Origin of the sequence: Xenorhabdus ehlersii (assembly GCF_003610465.1) — a bacterium.
In the GTDB taxonomy this organism is placed as follows: domain Bacteria; phylum Pseudomonadota; class Gammaproteobacteria; order Enterobacterales; family Enterobacteriaceae; genus Xenorhabdus; species Xenorhabdus ehlersii.
In genome coordinates, this window is record NZ_RAQI01000004.1 from 244,039 (window position 1) to 260,592 (window position 16,554).

16 protein-coding genes and 4 pseudogenes are annotated in these 16,554 nt (G+C 43.5%); 13 read left to right on the forward strand and 7 right to left on the reverse strand.

Annotated features, from left to right (window positions below):
- The first annotated feature begins 264 nt into the window (after positions 1 to 264).
- On the forward strand, positions 265 to 534 hold the full coding sequence (locus BDE27_RS14030) for a helix-turn-helix domain-containing protein (RefSeq protein WP_038215449.1): 270 nt from the start codon (positions 265 to 267) through the stop codon (positions 532 to 534).
- Positions 535 to 1,097: 563 nt separating this feature from the next.
- Positions 1,098 to 1,226, forward strand: a pseudogene (locus BDE27_RS20515) (IS3 family transposase); the annotation flags it as partial.
- Positions 1,227 to 1,238: 12 nt separating this feature from the next.
- Here BDE27_RS20515 and BDE27_RS14040 read toward each other — a convergent pair.
- Positions 1,239 to 2,392: pseudogene (locus tag BDE27_RS14040) on the reverse strand (IS3 family transposase).
- A 65-nt stretch (positions 2,393 to 2,457) separates the two neighbouring features.
- Here BDE27_RS14040 and BDE27_RS14045 point away from each other — a divergent pair.
- From BDE27_RS14045 to BDE27_RS14060, 4 genes and pseudogenes are all read left to right on the forward strand, one after another.
- A pseudogene (locus BDE27_RS14045) lies at positions 2,458 to 2,637 on the forward strand (DUF4942 domain-containing protein); the annotation flags it as partial.
- Between the two features lie 74 nt (positions 2,638 to 2,711).
- Positions 2,712 to 3,107, forward strand: coding sequence for a DUF6088 family protein (locus tag BDE27_RS14050; protein WP_042527235.1), 396 nt, complete (start codon positions 2,712 to 2,714; stop codon positions 3,105 to 3,107).
- On the forward strand, positions 3,100 to 4,050 hold the full coding sequence (locus tag BDE27_RS14055) for a nucleotidyl transferase AbiEii/AbiGii toxin family protein (protein ID WP_099132981.1): 951 nt from the start codon (positions 3,100 to 3,102) through the stop codon (positions 4,048 to 4,050). Before BDE27_RS14050 ends, BDE27_RS14055 begins: the two co-directional genes overlap by 8 nt.
- Positions 4,051 to 4,314: 264 nt before the next feature.
- The gene (locus BDE27_RS14060; RefSeq protein WP_099132982.1) at positions 4,315 to 4,842 is read left to right on the forward strand and encodes a GTPase; all 528 of its coding nucleotides are present in this window, start codon (positions 4,315 to 4,317) and stop codon (positions 4,840 to 4,842) included.
- Between the two features lie 94 nt (positions 4,843 to 4,936).
- Here the strand turns inward: BDE27_RS14060 and BDE27_RS20520 are convergent, their stop codons facing one another.
- From BDE27_RS20520 to BDE27_RS14070, 3 genes are read right to left on the reverse strand one after another with little or no spacing between them, the layout of a single operon-like run.
- The gene (locus BDE27_RS20520; RefSeq protein ID WP_370588269.1) at positions 4,937 to 5,143 is read right to left on the reverse strand and encodes a hypothetical protein; all 207 of its coding nucleotides are present in this window, start codon (positions 5,141 to 5,143) and stop codon (positions 4,937 to 4,939) included.
- Positions 5,144 to 5,171: 28 nt separating this feature from the next.
- Complete coding sequence (locus tag BDE27_RS20525; protein ID WP_370588270.1) at positions 5,172 to 5,318, reverse strand: hypothetical protein; 147 nt, start codon at positions 5,316 to 5,318, stop codon at positions 5,172 to 5,174.
- Positions 5,312 to 5,731 carry a transposase gene (locus tag BDE27_RS14070; RefSeq protein WP_244208797.1) on the reverse strand — a complete coding sequence of 140 codons (420 nt, stop codon included), beginning with the start codon at positions 5,729 to 5,731 and terminating at the stop codon, positions 5,312 to 5,314. Before BDE27_RS14070 ends, BDE27_RS20525 begins: the two co-directional genes overlap by 7 nt.
- Before the next feature lie 3 nt (positions 5,732 to 5,734).
- Between BDE27_RS14070 and BDE27_RS14075 the strand changes: the two genes are divergently transcribed.
- Positions 5,735 to 6,088 carry an antiterminator Q family protein gene (locus tag BDE27_RS14075; protein WP_244208798.1) on the forward strand — a complete coding sequence of 118 codons (354 nt, stop codon included), beginning with the start codon at positions 5,735 to 5,737 and terminating at the stop codon, positions 6,086 to 6,088.
- Positions 6,089 to 6,620: 532 nt separating this feature from the next.
- Complete coding sequence (locus BDE27_RS14080; protein ID WP_099132984.1) at positions 6,621 to 7,184, forward strand: YopT-type cysteine protease domain-containing protein; 564 nt, start codon at positions 6,621 to 6,623, stop codon at positions 7,182 to 7,184.
- Positions 7,185 to 7,572: 388 nt separating this feature from the next.
- On the opposite strand, the pseudogene BDE27_RS14085 reads toward BDE27_RS14080, so the two are convergent.
- From BDE27_RS14085 to BDE27_RS14095, 3 genes and pseudogenes are all read right to left on the reverse strand, one after another.
- A pseudogene (locus BDE27_RS14085) lies at positions 7,573 to 8,074 on the reverse strand (IS1 family transposase).
- Positions 8,075 to 8,415: 341 nt separating this feature from the next.
- Positions 8,416 to 9,165 carry an FCD domain-containing protein gene (locus BDE27_RS14090; RefSeq protein ID WP_099132985.1) on the reverse strand — a complete coding sequence of 250 codons (750 nt, stop codon included), beginning with the start codon at positions 9,163 to 9,165 and terminating at the stop codon, positions 8,416 to 8,418.
- A gap of 120 nt (positions 9,166 to 9,285) precedes the next feature.
- Complete coding sequence (locus BDE27_RS14095) at positions 9,286 to 10,278, reverse strand: TRAP transporter substrate-binding protein (RefSeq protein ID WP_099132986.1); 993 nt, start codon at positions 10,276 to 10,278, stop codon at positions 9,286 to 9,288.
- Positions 10,279 to 10,539: 261 nt separating this feature from the next.
- On the opposite strand from BDE27_RS14095, the gene BDE27_RS14100 reads away from it, so the two are divergent.
- From BDE27_RS14100 to uxaC, 5 genes are all read left to right on the forward strand, one after another.
- Positions 10,540 to 11,046, forward strand: coding sequence for a TRAP transporter small permease (locus BDE27_RS14100; RefSeq protein WP_099132987.1), 507 nt, complete (start codon positions 10,540 to 10,542; stop codon positions 11,044 to 11,046).
- 17 nt (positions 11,047 to 11,063) lie between these two features.
- Positions 11,064 to 12,362 (forward strand): TRAP transporter large permease, encoded by a 1,299-nt coding sequence (locus BDE27_RS14105; RefSeq protein WP_099132988.1) that lies wholly within the window; start codon positions 11,064 to 11,066, stop codon positions 12,360 to 12,362.
- Positions 12,363 to 12,377: 15 nt separating this feature from the next.
- Positions 12,378 to 13,562 carry a mannonate dehydratase gene (gene uxuA / locus BDE27_RS14110; RefSeq protein ID WP_099132989.1) on the forward strand — a complete coding sequence of 395 codons (1,185 nt, stop codon included), beginning with the start codon at positions 12,378 to 12,380 and terminating at the stop codon, positions 13,560 to 13,562.
- Positions 13,563 to 13,630: 68 nt separating this feature from the next.
- Entirely contained in the window at positions 13,631 to 15,094 is a 1,464-nt protein-coding gene (locus tag BDE27_RS14115) for a fructuronate reductase (RefSeq protein WP_099132990.1), read from the forward strand.
- A gap of 16 nt (positions 15,095 to 15,110) precedes the next feature.
- Positions 15,111 to 16,550 (forward strand): glucuronate isomerase, encoded by a 1,440-nt coding sequence (gene uxaC / locus BDE27_RS14120; protein ID WP_099132991.1) that lies wholly within the window; start codon positions 15,111 to 15,113, stop codon positions 16,548 to 16,550.
- Positions 16,551 to 16,554 lie beyond the last annotated feature (4 nt).

The window sequence follows — 16,554 nt, forward strand, 5'->3', positions numbered from 1 at the left end:
AACCGTTAAACTTAGTCGTTCGGTTATTGAGTCCAATAATACAATCAGTTAAAGTATTCCAGCCATTGGCTCAATCCAATGGTCAAGGTTTAGCAGCCTTGTGTTCACTGACACTGGTAGGATGTTTCTGCCAGTGCGCCTGCGTTCACCCTTTCAATGGTGATTCAGGTAGGGGAGGCTTCGGCCTCGCTGGTGTGAACCCAGTCTGCTAACCCTGCCTTGAATCACCACCATCAATATTAATTAATGGAAGGGGTAACAGGAATGAATAACAACAATGTTCAAAATGACTGGCATCAGGCCGATATCATCGCAGCATTACGTAAACGTGGTACAACCTTAGCGGCTATTTCTCGTGAAGCAGGACTCAGCTCATCAACATTAGCAAACGCACTCAGTAGGCAATGGCCTAAAGGTGAGTGGATAATCGCTAACTATCTCGGTATTCACCCCTCAGAAATCTGGCCTAGCCGTTATTTTGATAAGCAGGGTCGATTGATTGAACGTAAGGTTCGAGACAAACCACAGGAATAACCCGTTTCAACTTGTGATCAACTTTGTGAAAATGATAAATTTTTATACAAAGCCCTGAGAGTGAGATGACAGATCAATTTAAACCTCATGGCTTTTTTAACTTCACTCTTATACCAATGTATTCATAAAAATATATTAAAATCAAATACATGAACAAGTAAAAGGAGTAAAATAAATATGGGGCATAAAATGGGGCATTTCGAAAATTTATTTTTAATAATTTATTTAATTTCAATTAATTATATTAGTTTGCGAGTCCGGCCTTCGCACCATCGGAACATCAATAGACGTCAACGGACGTCTTTTTTTGTGCCTGAAATCCAGTATCCGCAAGGCTTTCCTCGCTTTTTCACTCAACCTAAGTCAACCTGATTCAATCTACATCAACTTACTGATGCGGGTACAACTGCGGGTATATCGCGGTTCGATAATGTTTGTACCCACACAGAACCCTTGAAAGGATACTCATCATGGCTTTGAGTGATGTGAAAGTTCGTTCGGCTAAGCCTGAAGCAAAAGCCTATAAGCTGACTGACGGCGAAGGTATGGTTTTGCTGGTTCACCCTACCCGGTGGTGCTCTGACGGCTTTGAAATCCGCTGCTGGAACCGGGAAGTGGTACTCGTGGTGTTCAGTCTGGACTGCTGTGATCGGGAGGCTATCTGCTGGAGTGCCACCACAGGGGGGATCAGCAGTGTGTTCTGCTCAAGAAAAATCGGACACTTTTACGAAGGCCATTTCATATTCCACGGGTGTTAAATCATTATTGGCCGTGTGCAATCGTGTTAAATTGTAATAATGCAGATAATCCAATACATCTTTTTTCATCTCTGCCTGGTTTTCATGATGGGTTTTGAAGAGCCAATCATGTTTCAAACTGCCAAAGAAACGTTCGACAACAGCGTTATCCCAACACGCCCCGACATCCCCCTGGCTTGCTCTCATGTCATCACTGCTGAGCAAATCCCGGTCTTGCTGGCTTGTATATTGGCTCCCTCTATCACTATGAAAAACACAGCCTTGTGACGGCTGACGTAAGTGATACGCTTTCATTAAGGCCTGGCTGATCAAGGTCGTATCTATTTCCGTTGAGATCTGCCATCCCACTATCCGACGTGAGTACAAATCCATCACAATAGCCAGATATAACCAACCTTCGGGCGTCTTCAAATAGGTGATATCTCCTGCCCAAACTTCATTCGGTGCCAACGGATTAAAGTTCCGGTTAAGTAGATTACAGGCTGTTGATATCGCTTTACCTTTGCGCGGAGCCCGGTAGCGCTGCCGCTGTCTGACGGATAATCCGAGCTGATTCATGAGCTTTCGGGTTCGATAGTCACTGATGGTAAAGCCTTCTTTGCGTAATTTTTTCGCCAACATCCGATAGCCTAAATTTTCCCGGCTTTCTTTAAAAAGCGCCGTCGCTTTTCGGTGTAATGCTTGTTGCTCATCAGAAAGTAACCGAACGGGTTTTGCCTGCCAGGCATAAAACGTGGAACGACTGACTTTCATCACGCGACATAATTGGCAAATGGGAAATTGCTCTGCATGTTCTTTTATGAACTAACATCTTACAGCAGTTCTCTCGCAAAGAAGGCGCTCGCCTTCTTTAAGATCTCCTTCTCCATTTTCAGCTGTTTATTTTCTTTACGAAGCTGCAACAACTCCTGTCGCTCATCGGGGGTTAAAGCACTGGGTTTAGATTGCTCAACATAATGTTTCCGCCACGTATACAGGAGTTTTGTTGGAATACCTAAGGTTTCAGCTGCCTGTGGGACTGTATAGCTCTGTTCAACAACCAGATTGACCGCTTCTCTTTTAAAGTTATCGGTAAATTTTTGGGGTGATTTTCGTTTCATAAAGACACCTTAATTAAAGTCATTCTATTCCTTTACCAAAGTGTCCGAATTTATTAAAGCACAACACTCGGCTGATGGATCACATTCGGGACAACCCTTCGAAGGATGCTTACGAAGATGATTTCTTCAGTATCCGTTACTTTCAGAAGGGCACTGCGCACATAACCTTTAAGCGTCTGGAGTTGATTGAGCGGATGAATGACATCATCGCTAGACACTATCCGGGAATGCTGGCTGCGGGGTAAGTTAGGTGTCGTATGTTTGCTGTTAAAAGTGTCGTATGTTTGCTATGATGAAGAAACGACCAAAGGAGGATAACATGACCACAAAAGCCCGTATTCAGTCACGGCTGAAACGCTCAAAGCGTTATGTTTTCACTCGTGACGATTTCAAAGATCTTGCTGGTTACGATCAAATTGGCAGAGCACTGCGTGAACTGGTGAAGGAAGGGCAACTGCTGAAAGTAGGCTATGGCGTCTATACCAAAGCGCGGCAAAATGCGATTACCGGTAAGCTAATGCCTGCTGCTCCCGGAGGTTCTGCTGCGGTAGTGATTGAGGCGTTGGAACGTCTGAAAGTTGATTACCGCCTGGTAGGAGCAACAAGCGCCTATAATAGCGGTAAATCCACCCAGATCCCTGCGTCACTGGAAATCAAAACCTCACCACGTTTTAAGAGAACATTGTCAGTAGGGAATAGCAAATTAAATGGATGATTTAACAAAGCTATTCCCGGACATTGCCGATGCACTTGGCATTGAATCTGTTGCAATTGTAGAAAAAGATTATTACATCGTTGAGTTATTGCGATTGCTCCAGCCTCTGGACTTTGATACGCATCAGCTGGTTTTTGCCGGTGGAACAGCATTGTCAAAAGCGGGTATATCTTTGAACAGGATGTCGGAAGATATGGACATTAAGCTTGTCCCTGTCGCCGGTTTTTCCCAGCAATATTCCAGAGGGCAGCGTAAAAACATTCGTAAGGGTATTATTCAGACCATTATCGAAACGATTGCAGCCTCAGGTACGTTTCGCATGGATGAAGAGTACCCAAAGGTTACTCGTGATGAATATCGCTATAATGAAATTCCAGTGCGCTATCCGCAGGAATATGCACAAATTCCCTGCTTAAGGCCATTTATCAAACTGGAACTAATGGAAACGGATTTGCTTGAGGCTGCGGAAAACCGTGCTATTAGCTCATTAGTAATGGATCTAACAAAGAAGGGCGAAGCCGTGAGGGCTTTCCCTTGCGCAACTATCGGCAGCACGCAGGCTGAAAAACTGATCTCGATGATGCGCAGAACGGCTGCAAGTATGCGTGATGTGGAACGTGTAGTGGATGAATCACTGGTACGTCATATCTACGATAATTTTTGTATTGTTAGAGAAAAAGGTACTGATGTTCCTGTTTTAAAGCAATTCGTGCAGGAATGCATTGAACAGGATATTGAACGTTACGGTGCTCAGTATCCAGAATTCTGCGAGTCGCCTGTCGAAGAACTAAAAATGGGACTGGAAGAACTCCTGAGCAACCCTGTTTATAAGGAACGGTATCTGCAGTTCGTCACACCAATGGTATTCGGTGAAAGCCACGTTTCATGGGAAGATGCCTATGCCTGTTTTCGCAAAACTGCATTGGATGTGATTGATGCATAGCGCCAGAGATATGCTCGATGGTGAGCATCTTCCCAGGTAACTCTTGCCCCGATTCGAGTCCGGCCTTCACCATATAAATTAAGACGCTAAATAAAAATAAGCGTCTTTTTTATGTCTGAAATTCACGTATTGCAAAGCTTCTCTAAGAATTCTGGTCATCAATATCATTATGAGTTTACTCATACCATAGCTTCATTAATGTAAGTGGGCGTGTGCTCTCATCTCGATAACAAAAATTGGTGCTATTACTACTGGGGGGATGTAATGAAACTTTCAGATTTAGGCAGTAGAATTTGCATTATAGGGCCTTCAAATAGCGGTAAATCTACACTTGCTAATGCTATCTCAAAGAAATGTAACTTGAAGGTCATTCATCTGGATCAGCTTTTTCATTTACCCAATACTGACTGGCAGGAACGTTCTGTAGATGAATTCATCTCATTGCATGATATGGCAATAGAAGAAGAGAGTTGGGTGATAGATGGGAATTATAGAAAATGTTTACCACAACGGTTATCCAGAGCAACCGGGGTGATTTTATTGGATGTCTCAACACCCTCAAGCCTGTTCCGTTATGTAAATAGGACACTATTCCAACGCAATCGCTATGGTGGTCTGGAAGGTAATAGGGATAGTATCAAATGGAAAATGATCCATCATATTGCTGCTGTCACACCAAAGAGCAGAAAACGTTATGCAGCCTTGTTTGAACAATTAACCACACCCAAGATCAAATTGACATCCATTAAAGAAATTAAGGAACAATTTGATAAGTGGGAACTTATTCGGTAGTTACTTATATAAATTATTTTCATCATGTGGGAAAAGTATATTAAATGGATAAACTAACAGAATTATTTGCTGATGTAGCAGATGCAATAAAAAATTAATCACGACAATACATCCGAAAAAGCCTCGCTAAATGTTCTCCTGCGGGAGTTAATTTTGTATCCCTGCGTTGAATAAGTCCAAAAGTCGCAAACGGCAATTGTTCTCTAAGGTTTAAAGCGACAAATTGCTGATCAAATAGAGCCTCATTAACCACATCTGTCGCCACAATCGTTAAAAAATCACTTTCGGCAACTAAGCTCATGCAAGACATCAATGTTTCACATGTAACACTAAAGATTGGTGGTTAATTCCTTCAAAGAAGTGGCATTCGCTTTGGGATGTCCTTTCCGTACAATGACTTTGTACTCTTTTTCCATCAGTTTTTCGAAATTCAATTCTGTATCCAGACTGTCGGGATAATATAGCAAAATCAACATAACATGACATACTCAATATACTCCGTAAACAACGCATCAACTGAACATCTTTTTTGCCTCCTTATCGCTTTTGCTCCGCCCCATTTGTGTTCTATAGGATTCAAATCCGGACTATAAGCGGGAAGCCATTCCAGTTGACATCTGCTGTCTGCTATCGCTTGTATCGTGTCATTCCGTTTATGGAAAGGCGCATTATCCATCACTATCACGGCGCCGTGTGGAAGCTTTGGCAGCAAATCTTGCGTCATCCACGCATAAAAAACATCGGCATTAATATTCTCGGTAAATAAGCTTAAGGTGACGAAGGTATTTTCGAGAATGGCACCAATGACGTTGATACGGCCTTTTGCGTGCCAATCATGCATACCAAAACAGCGTAACCCTTTTTCCGAATATCCATGTTTACGTGGCATCGATTGAGCAAAACCACTTTCATCCAAAATGCTGTGACTTATACCGGTAATAACACGCTATCGTGCAGTGACGAGGACGGCATGATCATAGATGGCTGTGTTGTTAAGCTGCGCAATGTTGGTATGGCTCAGGAGTGTGATTTTATCGAGCACCACTACGTTAGCGGCATGTCTAAACGTGCGATTGGCCGCAAGTTCAAGCTCAGTGAAAGCGAAGTCAGAAAGCAAATGCTGGTGGCTGAAAGTTTTATTCTTAGGTGTCTGGAGGTTTTGGACGAACCATTAGAACTTGACCTAATCTATGGCTTCCACGGTAACAGGGCGAATTTGTCCAGTTCAGCATTGAGCGTCCAATAGTAGAAAGCCTACCCATTGCCCGTATACCCGCGCGAACGGCTACTGCCAAATGTGGCGGTTGTACGTCAGTATTACTGACTCGCAAATAACGTTAACTGGACAAATTAGGCCAGTTAGCTAAGGCGGAATTCCGCCTTTGATTAATCCGATCACTTCCACCAGCTCATAGGGGTAAAACTCAGGCATTACGGGCAATGTAAAGCTCTTTATAGGGCTAGACACAGTCTCTATAACCAATTGATAAAGTCCAAATACTGCGAAACGCCGAGTTTGAACCGATATGCAGAAAAGCACATCGCCCAGCTTCCTGCATTGCAGGTTTCTGAGAATATCAATGGGTTAGATTTAATTCCGGCGTTTTACCGGAATCGACCTAATTCACTGTAATATAGAGCCTGTTCAGAATCTTTACTAAAACTCCTTTTAAAACCCTTTACATTAGGTAAAACCCGTATACTCTGTTTTTAACATATTTTTACCCTTAACCTTTTTGACGCAAACTAAGCTCATAGTGCATGGGGAATATTTAAAGATGTCGTTATTAGATGCTGATAGATTTGGAGGAAATTGGATATTTCGCTTCAATCAAACTCTGAATTTTCCCCTTAAGTTCTCTTCGACTATGCAAAATGGGGCCTGTAGTAGTTTGGTAATGGCTTGGGTAAAGATGCACAAATTAGGAAAGTCCCACTTATTCCCAGGAAATATAAGACTACCTAGCTATATAAAAATAGTTGAAAACCTTAAAGCTCAAAGCATAGATCACCTGAAATTTCTGCGTGAAAACGGATTATTTACTATGCATGCCAGCCGTTATGAGGGAGACAATTTTGTAAAAAATTTAGCTACTATCCATGAAGGTTATGAAGCTTTAGCGTATGAAAATCATGCTATTGGCCTAGCTGTAACTGCCCAGGGAGTTGATTGTTTCGACCCCAATTTTGGTTGCGTCCATTTCCCGACGCGTCAAAATTTTATAACATGGTTTCAAGAAAGCTATTGGCCTAATCGTTGGGGAATAGGGACGATGGTGAGGCCATGTAATTCCATTTTAGTGTTCCAATTGTATCAATCTAGAAGCCATGATCGTGCATAGACGCCAAGCTATATAGTTATACCTTGCTCGTAACCCCACCAGCAACGTGATTCCGTCTACTAAACGGAATTAAGCCAATTCAGTTAGTTAGACATTCCTCGGCAATACCTCAGGTCGTTCAACTTCCACCATTGGTGTAAGTCAATAATAATCAAAAAGTCATATAGCCAGCCTACCCATAACCATTTGATTAGGCTTAATTGTTCCATCCCAGCACTATCAGAATTTGGACAAAAACCACCAGCTATAGCACAATGTTATTCGATGGGGCTATCTCGACGGAGAGAAAAGCGGTACGCCTTACCGCCTGCCTCATCACCTCCATTTGAAGAAATATTCGGTGTAGTGAAACATTGTACGTTAATCGCCTCTAGGTCATGATACCAATTTATTGATAGTGATGAATGTTTAAATAATACCCTATGACCCTGTCATGTATTTCGATGGATTTTGAAAAAGACAACGTTTTGCGAGCCAGTCTTGCTAAATGTTGACGAAGATTCAGATTATGTCTCTCTATGCGTTGTGTATCACGCTTACTGACCACATGCAGTTCCCCGCCAGTGTTTTTTCATAGCTTCTCCAGCCATCGGTCATGTAGATCACAATGTTGAAGGGAGCCAGTAGCGCCATCAGACGCACAAATGTCTTCTTTGTTCTTGGGCCAAAAACGTGGGCGATCACTTTCCGTCTACTTCAGTGCCGGGAGCAATGGCTTCTGTTATCGATTTGGGTTTCCCGGGACGACAAGCGGCATAAGTGAATTCCCGTTGCCAAGAATGACGGCAGGACTGGCAAAGATAACGTTGATGACCAGAGCGAGAACGCCCATTACGGTGGATCCCTTTAACTGCACCACAAGATGGGCAGGTCACATCAGTCTTTGCCATCTGAATGTTCTCCAAATAGACAGACTATACATGAGTCAATAAATTGATGTCATGACCTATACATGGAAATAAAATATCTTTACCAACAATCCAAGAAAGAGAAGACGCAAGACAAATTCTAAAAAATATGGGTATATGGAATAAGCGGTGTGAAAACCTTTTCAAGGTGAACATGGGAAGAAAAGATGCAGCAAATAGATAATCACTGACAACTTATTCGACTGAGAGGTTGCCAGTTCAGCCTTAAGAGCTGTTTCAACAGTCAGTTTTTTGATAAAGAGGAAGAACTGGCTTAAATCTCCCGAGGTCTTGAGATTTTCAGCCAGCTCAGCGTCAAAAACTCACTTCCCAATACCAACCGGATACGACTCAAACAAATACCCATCGAAATTAGGATCATCCACATCTGATAATTCAAGTAAACTCTGTTTCACATTTTCTAAATGTTGCCACATCGTTTGTTTCGCTGCTGCGGGATCTTTTTTGATCATCGCTGCCAAAATTGCCTGATGATCATTCAACCACGCTTTACGATAGTCGGTATTGGTAATTCGGCTATGTAACTTGATCCACATAGGGTTATTCTCACGCCATGCCCAGGATTGTTTAAGCAATTCAACTAACATACTGTTATGCGTTGCCTGCGCGATGGCTAAATGAAACTCCCTGTCACCGGATTCACTTTCTCCCGAAATTAGATCTTTTTTCTCTTTTTCCAATGCGTTGCGCATATTGGCAATATCGACCGGAGTCACCTGGAGTGCTGCAAACTCAGCGATATTACTTTCCAATAATTGGCGCGCTTGTAATAACTCAAAAGGCCCTGCGGCATTAAGGGTTGTATCGCTTGAACAAGAGTGCGGCAGGCGGATGAGATAAATACCTGAGCTTTTGCGTACTTCAATGAGGTTTTCCAACTCCAGTACAATTAACGCTTCACGAATAAGAGTACGCGAAACGCTGAATTTTTCTGCAATTTCTCGTTCTGTCGGGAGACGATCACCAGGAGAATAATCCATCTCTATAATCATCTGACGTAATGATTGGGCTACTTCGTGATAGGGACGCCTGGAGTCTGCAAAGTTCATCATTTAATGCCGCCGTAAGGTAATATACTTAAATGAAACGACTAAAAATGATGTTATTCTAAGACATCAATGCCAGAAATATAACCACCTATTCTTGTTACAATAGGTGGTTTTGAGAGAAAATTATTCTACTTTACGCACTCGATTTACCATTTCGAATAACTCCGGTTGGGTTTTTGCAATATCGGCATACATGGGTTTAACCGCGTTTTGAAAGAGGGTTTTATCCACGACAATAAATTTAACCCCTTGTTTTTCTGCTTTAGCACGCTCTTCCTTTTCTGATTTTTCCCACAGTTGAATCATATATTTTGAGGAGTTTAGTGCCGCTTTTTTCACAATATCTTGTTGTTCAGTGGTTAATTTATTCAACGATTTGTTCGATATTAACAGCACATCAGGGATCATCGTATGTTCATCCAGGGAAAAGAACTTTGTCACCTCGCTATGGCGGCTTAGCGTAAAAGAAGTAATGTTGTTCTCCGCTGCATCTACAACCCCCTGTTGCAATGCGGTATAGAGTTCACCGTAAGCTAACGGCGTTGGGCTTCCTTCCAGCCCTTTCACCATCGCAATTGCCGTTGGGCTGGGTTGTACGCGAATTTTCAAACCTTTTAGGTCTTCAGGCGTTCTAATCGGTTTTTTCGCATAAAAACTGCGTGCACCCGCATCATAGTAAGTGAGACCAATAAACCCCATGTTTTGGCTTGAATCGAGGATTTCTTTACCAATATCGCTATTAATGACTTGTTGATAGTGCGCTTTATCGCGGAATAAATAGGGCAGGTTAAAAATGGAATACGCCGGAGAGAAGGCTTCTAATTCTGCCGCATTGGATTTAGCAATATCCAGAGCACCGTTTTGCATCAATTCGATAGATTCACGTTGGTTGCCCAATTGAGAATCAGAATAGATACGGATACGGACTTCCCCGTTGGTTTTTTCTTTCACTTCGTTAGCGAACTCGGTCATGGCTTTATGGACAGCATGGTCTCGGTTCTGGTTATGGCTGAGTTTCAGGGTTGTTACGGCGAAAGCCTGGGATGTTCCCAGCATAAACATTACGCCCGCCGCTATGCCTGCTATACCTAAAACCTGTCGTTTGTTGTTCTGCATGTTTGGTTCTCCAGAGGTGAATGTAGGTTTTTATGATTTTCTGTGGACAAACCATAATCAGATCTCACTGATTGGGCAAAGGGTAAAATCCGATTGGTCGATCTGAATCGCAAAAAACAGCATAATTGGTTGACCTTTTGTGTTTGTGATCTATCTCACCCTTTTTCAGGGAGTTATTTCAACGTTTTTAGTACGATCAGTATAGATTCTAATTCCTGTGTGGATTTTAATTGGTAAACCAAAATGACAGGAATCGGATAAATGAAAAACCTTGTAGCGATGACCAATAAAAGTTTGGCATTTTTTACCATCTGCCTGCTGGCCTTTCTGGTTTTATGTGTGTCGTGGCAGGTCATTTCACGTTATGTCTTAGATGCACCGAGCACGGAGACCGATGAGTTAGCACGTTATCTGTTTATGTGGGTCGCAATGATTGGCGCTGCCTATACCACCGGACAGCATCGTCATCTTGCTATCGATCTGCTGATGATGAAATTAACCGGAGTCAAGAAAAGTATTATCGGCCTGATTATTCAGGCAACAATTATTTTATTTTCTTCCATTGTGCTGCTTTATGGTGGCAGCCTGCTTGTTTCATCGACATTGGAAAATGGTCAAATCACACCGGTATTAGGCTGGAAGATGGGATACATCTATTTATGTTTGCCGATTAGCGGATTATTGATGATTTTCTATGCGCTCGTTGATGTGATCTCGATTGTTCAGCATTTTTCTGGTCAACCACCCGTTGTGCCTGAAAATTATTAAATTGTGGAGGTTAGAGTATGGATTGGTCTACCATTGCCGCACTCTTTGGCACATTTGCAATATTATTGGCATTGAGTGTTCCCGTTTCTTTTGCAATCGGCTTATCTTCGTTAGTCGCTATTACGATGACATTGCCGCTGGAATCTGCAATCACGGTTGTTGCACAACGTATGGCTGCGGGTGTTGATAATTTCTCTTTATTGGCGATCCCGTTTTTTATCCTGGCCGGAAATATTATGAACCAGGGCGGGATAGCAGCGCGTTTGATCAATCTGGCTAAAATGATTGGCGGTCGTTTGCCGGGATCATTAATGCACGTCAATATTATGGCGAACATGCTGTTTGGGGCAATTTCAGGCTCGGCAGTGGCGTCCGCGGCTGCCGTCGGGGGGACAATGGCGCCGATGCAGCGAAAAGAAGGGTACGACCCTGAGTTATCTGCTGCCGTGAACATCGCTTCTTGCCCTTCAGGTTTGCTGATCCCACCCAGCAATACCTTGATTGTGTACTCGTTAGTCTCAGGAGGGACTTCTATTGCTGCCTTGTTCTTAGCGGGTTATATCCCTGGCATTATGATGGGAATTTCACTCATGATTGTGTCTGCCATTATTGCCAAGAGGAAACGTTATCCTGTTGCACCTCGGCCAACATGGAGCGAATTTTTTGCTACAGCGTGGAAAGCAATACCGTCATTAATGCTGATTGTAGTGATCATGGGCGGGATTATTGCGGGGATCTTCACAGCGACAGAAGCATCAGCCATTGCCGTTCTCTACAGTTTTATTCTCGCAGTGATTGTTTATCGTGAAGTGAGTTTCAAACAACTGCCCCAAATTATTCTTGATTCTGCGGTGACCACATCGATTGTTTTGCTGCTGATTGGCGTATCAATGGGTATGTCCTGGGCGATGGCCAATGCTGATCTGCCGTATCTGATTGCGGATGCGTTGATGACGGTTTCTGATAATCCGCTGACCATTCTGCTAGTCATTAATATCATTCTGCTGATTGTGGGGATCTTTATGGATATGACACCGGCTATTTTGATCTTCACGCCGATTTTCTTACCCGTTGCGATGAGCATGGGTATCGACCCTGTGCATTTTGGCATCATCATGACATTTAATTTGGCCATTGGGATTTGTACCCCTCCCGTCGGCAGCGCTTTATTTGTGGGTTGCTCTGTGGGGGATGTGAGTATTGATAAGGTATTGAAGCCACTGTTGCCGATGTATGTTGCGCTGATCTCGGCGCTAGCGCTGGTGACATACCTGCCGCAATTGAGTTTATGGTTACCTGAATTAGTTTTGAATTAGTTATAGGGGGGAATTATGAGACAAACTTGGCGTTGGTATGGGCCTGGAGATCCGGTTTCATTAGCGGATATCCGTCAGGCTGGAGCAACAGGGGTGGTGACGGCGCTGCACCATATTCCTAACGGTGGAATCTGGACTATCGAAGAGATAGAGCAACGTAAGGCACTGATTGAAGCTAATCAACTTGAGTGGACAGTCGTAGAGAGTGTTCCCATTCATGAAGATATCAAAACGCATACTGGGGAGTATGATCAATGGATCGAAAACTATCAACAAACCTTGCGTAACCTCGCTGCCTGCGGGATTAAAACAATATGCTACAACTTCATGCCTGTTCTGGATTGGACTCGTACTGATCTCGAATATGAATTACCTGATGGCTCAAAAGCGCTGCGTTTTGATCAAATCGAATTTGCTGTTTTTGATATCCACATTTTGCAACGCTGTGGGGCAGAAAAAGCGTATTCCGATGATGAAATTGTGCAAGCACAATCACGTTTTGTTTCAATGACAGAAGAAGAAAAACAAAAACTAACAAACACGATCATTGCTGGTCTTCCTGGTGCAGAGGAAGGCTATACCTTAGAACAATTTCGCCAACACCTAAAACGTTATACAGGCATTGATAAGGCCAAATTGCGTGAGCACTTTGCTTATTTCCTGCAAAAGATCATTCCGGTTGCGGAAGAACTTGGTATCAAAATGGCTGTTCATCCTGATGATCCACCTCGTGAGATCTTAGGCTTGCCACGCATTGTTTCTACGATAGAGGATATGCATTGGATAGCCGAAACGGTAGACAGTAATGCCAATGGTTATACGATGTGCACCGGATCTTACGGTGTGCGGGCGGATAATGATTTGGTGCAGATGATCAAAGCATTTGGTCCCCGTATCTATTTTCTCCACTTGCGTTCAACCGTGCGTGAGGAGAACCCATCCACGTTCCACGAAGCGGCGCATCTTGCCGGTGATGTGGATATGTATGAAGTGATCAAAGCGGTTGCCGAAGAAGAACATCGCCGATTGGCAGCGGGTGAAAATCACCTGATTCCAATGCGGCCTGATCATGGTCATCAAATACTTGATGATTTGAAAAAGAAAACGAATCCCGGCTATTCGGCAATTGGTCGCCTGAAAGGACTGGCTGAAATTCGTGGCCTTGAGTTGGGTATTCATCGTGCATTTTTCCAAAAATAATTTCTGACCTTGAACCCTACAGGGTAGTGAATGAATGTCACTCATTACCGCTTATTTGTGAGTCGATTATGGAAAAAAATCTTGTCAATGCGATAACCTCTGTTCCATGTCCACGCTGGACAACCGAACGTTTGACTTCCCGTATTGTGCATTTAGGCTGTGGTGCGTTTCATCGGGCGCATCAGGCGCTTTATACACATTATGTATTAGAACAGACAGACAGTGATTGGGGATTCTGTGAAGTTAACCTGATGCTAAATGATGCTTCACTGATTGAAAATCTGAAAAAACAATCCATGCGCTATACCGTCGCAGAAAAAGGGCAGGAAGAAATCAGATTAAAAATTATTGGCTCGATGAAAGAGGGGATGCATCCATTAATTGACGGTGTTCAGGCGATTATCGAAAAGATGGCCGATCCTGATATCGCTATCATCTCTTTGACAATCACTGAAAAAGGCTATTGTACTGATGCCGCGACCGGGCGTTTAGATCCAAATAATGAATTGATTATTAAAGATATTGCTAATCCCGCAGTGCCAAGATCAGCCATCGGCTATATCACTGCGGCATTAAAATTGCGTTTTGAACGAAGCCTCCCTGCGGTGACAATTTTGTCGTGCGATAACGTGCGGGAAAATGGACATGTTGCCCGTGAGGCCGTATTGGGTCTGGCGCGTTTGCAGGACGAAAAATTGGCACAATGGATAGAAAATCAGGTGACGTTTCCCTGCACGATGGTGGATCGTATTGTGCCGGCAGCTACACCAGAAACGTTAACTGAAATTGCCCAACGGCTGGGTGTTGAAGATCCCTGTGCCATTGCCTGCGAACCTTTCCGTCAATGGGTGATTGAAGATAACTTTGTCAATGGGCATCCAGATTGGGATCTGGCCGGTGCACAATTTGTGGACGATGTGGTGCCATTTGAAATGATGAAATTGCGCATGTTAAATGGCGCTCATTCCTTTCTGGCTTACCTGGGTTATTTGGGTGGCTATGCCCATATCTCCGATACGATGACTAATGCCGATTATCGTCGGGCAGTGTACGCACTGATGGTGAATGAACAAGCTCCAACCCTGTCGATGCCAGAAGATATCGATTTAATGGCCTATGCGGATAAATTGATCGAACGGTTCACTAACCCAGCGTTAAAACATCAGACGTGGCAAATTGCGATGGATGGCAGCCAGAAATTGCCACAGCGCATGCTTGATTCCATTGAATGGCACCTTATGCAGGGAAATGATTATCGCCATTTAGCGCTCGGTGTGGCGGGTTGGATGCGCTATATCAGTGGCGTGGATGAACAAGGCCAATCTATTGATGTGCGTGATCCATTAAAAGAGACCTTTGCGGCGATTTTTGCCAAATATGGTCATTCTGTTGATGTGGTGGAAGCGTTACTGGCAATTGAATCGATTTTCGGTAAAAAGTTAGTCAAAAACCGTGACTTTGTCGATAACGTCACCAAAACCTACCAGAACCTACTGAACGTTGGCAGCCGCCAAGCGGTTGCCGCCCTTTGACCATAGAGGAAATGTAATGAAAACCTTTATGTGTGAAGATTTCCTGTTAAATAATGATGTTGCCCGCCGCCTTTATCATGATTACGCGGCGTTGATGCCTATCTATGATTATCACTGTCATCTCAATCCAAAAGAGATCGCGCAAAATCGCCGTTTCCACAATCTTGGTCAAATCTGGTTGGAGGGGGATCATTATAAGTGGCGGGCGATGCGTGCGGCAGGGATTGAAGAGGCACTGATTACTGGTACTGAAAGCAGTGATTACGAAAAATACCTCGCATGGGCGAAAACGGTTCCCCTGACGATCGGCAATCCACTTTATCATTGGACACATCTGGAATTGCGACGCCCCTTTGGCATTAGCGGAAAATTATTGGGGCCTGACACCGCAGAAGCCATCTGGTATGAGGCGAATGAAAAACTCTCTCAAAGTGAATTTTCTGCCCGTGGCATTATGCAGCAAATGCAGGTACGAATGGCAGGAACAACGGATGATCCCATTGATTCTCTCGAATATCATCAACAGATTGCCAAAGATAAAGATTTCACCATCAAAGTCTTACCGAGCTGGCGTCCAGACAAAGTCTTCAAAATTGAATTACTGGGTTTTTGTGACTATCTCGAACGATTAGGAGAAGTCGCAGATGTCACCATCGGGTGTTTTGCTGATTTATTGCTGGCATTAGCGCGTCGCCTTGAACACTTTCAGGATCACGGTTGTGTGGCATCGGATCATGGAATTGAACATTTGCGTTATGCGCCAATACCTGACGAAAAAGTGTTAGATATCATTTTGCAAAAGCGCAGACAAGGGCAATCACTCAGTGAATTAGAAATCGCACAATTCACAACAGCGGTGCTGGTTTGGTTAGGTAAGCAGTATGCAAAACGCGGCTGGGTCATGCAGATGCATATTGGTGCCTTACGCAATAACAACACGCGTATGTTTAAACGGTTAGGGCCAGACAGCGGCTTTGATTCCATTGGAGATAATCCTATCGCTTACCCATTATCTCGTTTGCTGGATGAGATGGATAAAATTGATGAATTACCGAAGACCATTCTCTATTGCTTAAATCCCCGTGATAACGAAGTGATCGCAACTATGACTGGCAACTTTCAGGGCGGAAGCCTTGTGCAAGGTAGTAAAAACATCGGGGGCAAAATTCAATTTGGATCGGGCTGGTGGTTTAACGATCAAAAAGACGGTATGCAGCGTCAATTAGAGCAACTCTCCCAATTAGGCTTATTAAGCCAGTTTGTCGGTATGCTGACAGATTCACGCAGTTTCTTATCCTATACCCGCCATGAATATTTTCGGCGCATTCTCTGTAATATGCTGGGGAACGGGGTCGAAAATGGTGAAATTCCCCATGATGAAAAAATGCTGGGGCAAATAGTTCAGGATATCTGCTTCAATAATGCTGAACGTTATTTTCAGGCCATGAAGGATTAAAGGA

Coding starts and splice junctions, on each gene's coding strand:
- BDE27_RS14030 (WP_038215449.1), top strand. CDS start 265: ATGAATAACAACAATGTTCAAAATGACTGGCATCAGGCCGATATCATC.
- BDE27_RS14050 (WP_042527235.1), top strand. CDS start 2,712: ATGACCACAAAAGCCCGTATTCAGTCACGGCTGAAACGCTCAAAGCGT.
- BDE27_RS14055 (WP_099132981.1), top strand. CDS start 3,100: ATGGATGATTTAACAAAGCTATTCCCGGACATTGCCGATGCACTTGGC.
- BDE27_RS14060 (WP_099132982.1), top strand. CDS start 4,315: ATGAAACTTTCAGATTTAGGCAGTAGAATTTGCATTATAGGGCCTTCA.
- BDE27_RS20520 (WP_370588269.1), bottom strand. CDS start 5,143: ATGAGCTTAGTTGCCGAAAGTGATTTTTTAACGATTGTGGCGACAGAT.
- BDE27_RS20525 (WP_370588270.1), bottom strand. CDS start 5,318: ATGTTGATTTTGCTATATTATCCCGACAGTCTGGATACAGAATTGAAT.
- BDE27_RS14070 (WP_244208797.1), bottom strand. CDS start 5,731: ATGCCACGTAAACATGGATATTCGGAAAAAGGGTTACGCTGTTTTGGT.
- BDE27_RS14080 (WP_099132984.1), top strand. CDS start 6,621: ATGTCGTTATTAGATGCTGATAGATTTGGAGGAAATTGGATATTTCGC.
- BDE27_RS14090 (WP_099132985.1), bottom strand. CDS start 9,165: ATGATGAACTTTGCAGACTCCAGGCGTCCCTATCACGAAGTAGCCCAA.
- BDE27_RS14095 (WP_099132986.1), bottom strand. CDS start 10,278: ATGCAGAACAACAAACGACAGGTTTTAGGTATAGCAGGCATAGCGGCG.
- BDE27_RS14100 (WP_099132987.1), top strand. CDS start 10,540: ATGAAAAACCTTGTAGCGATGACCAATAAAAGTTTGGCATTTTTTACC.
- BDE27_RS14105 (WP_099132988.1), top strand. CDS start 11,064: ATGGATTGGTCTACCATTGCCGCACTCTTTGGCACATTTGCAATATTA.
- uxuA (WP_099132989.1), top strand. CDS start 12,378: ATGAGACAAACTTGGCGTTGGTATGGGCCTGGAGATCCGGTTTCATTA.
- BDE27_RS14115 (WP_099132990.1), top strand. CDS start 13,631: ATGGAAAAAAATCTTGTCAATGCGATAACCTCTGTTCCATGTCCACGC.
- uxaC (WP_099132991.1), top strand. CDS start 15,111: ATGAAAACCTTTATGTGTGAAGATTTCCTGTTAAATAATGATGTTGCC.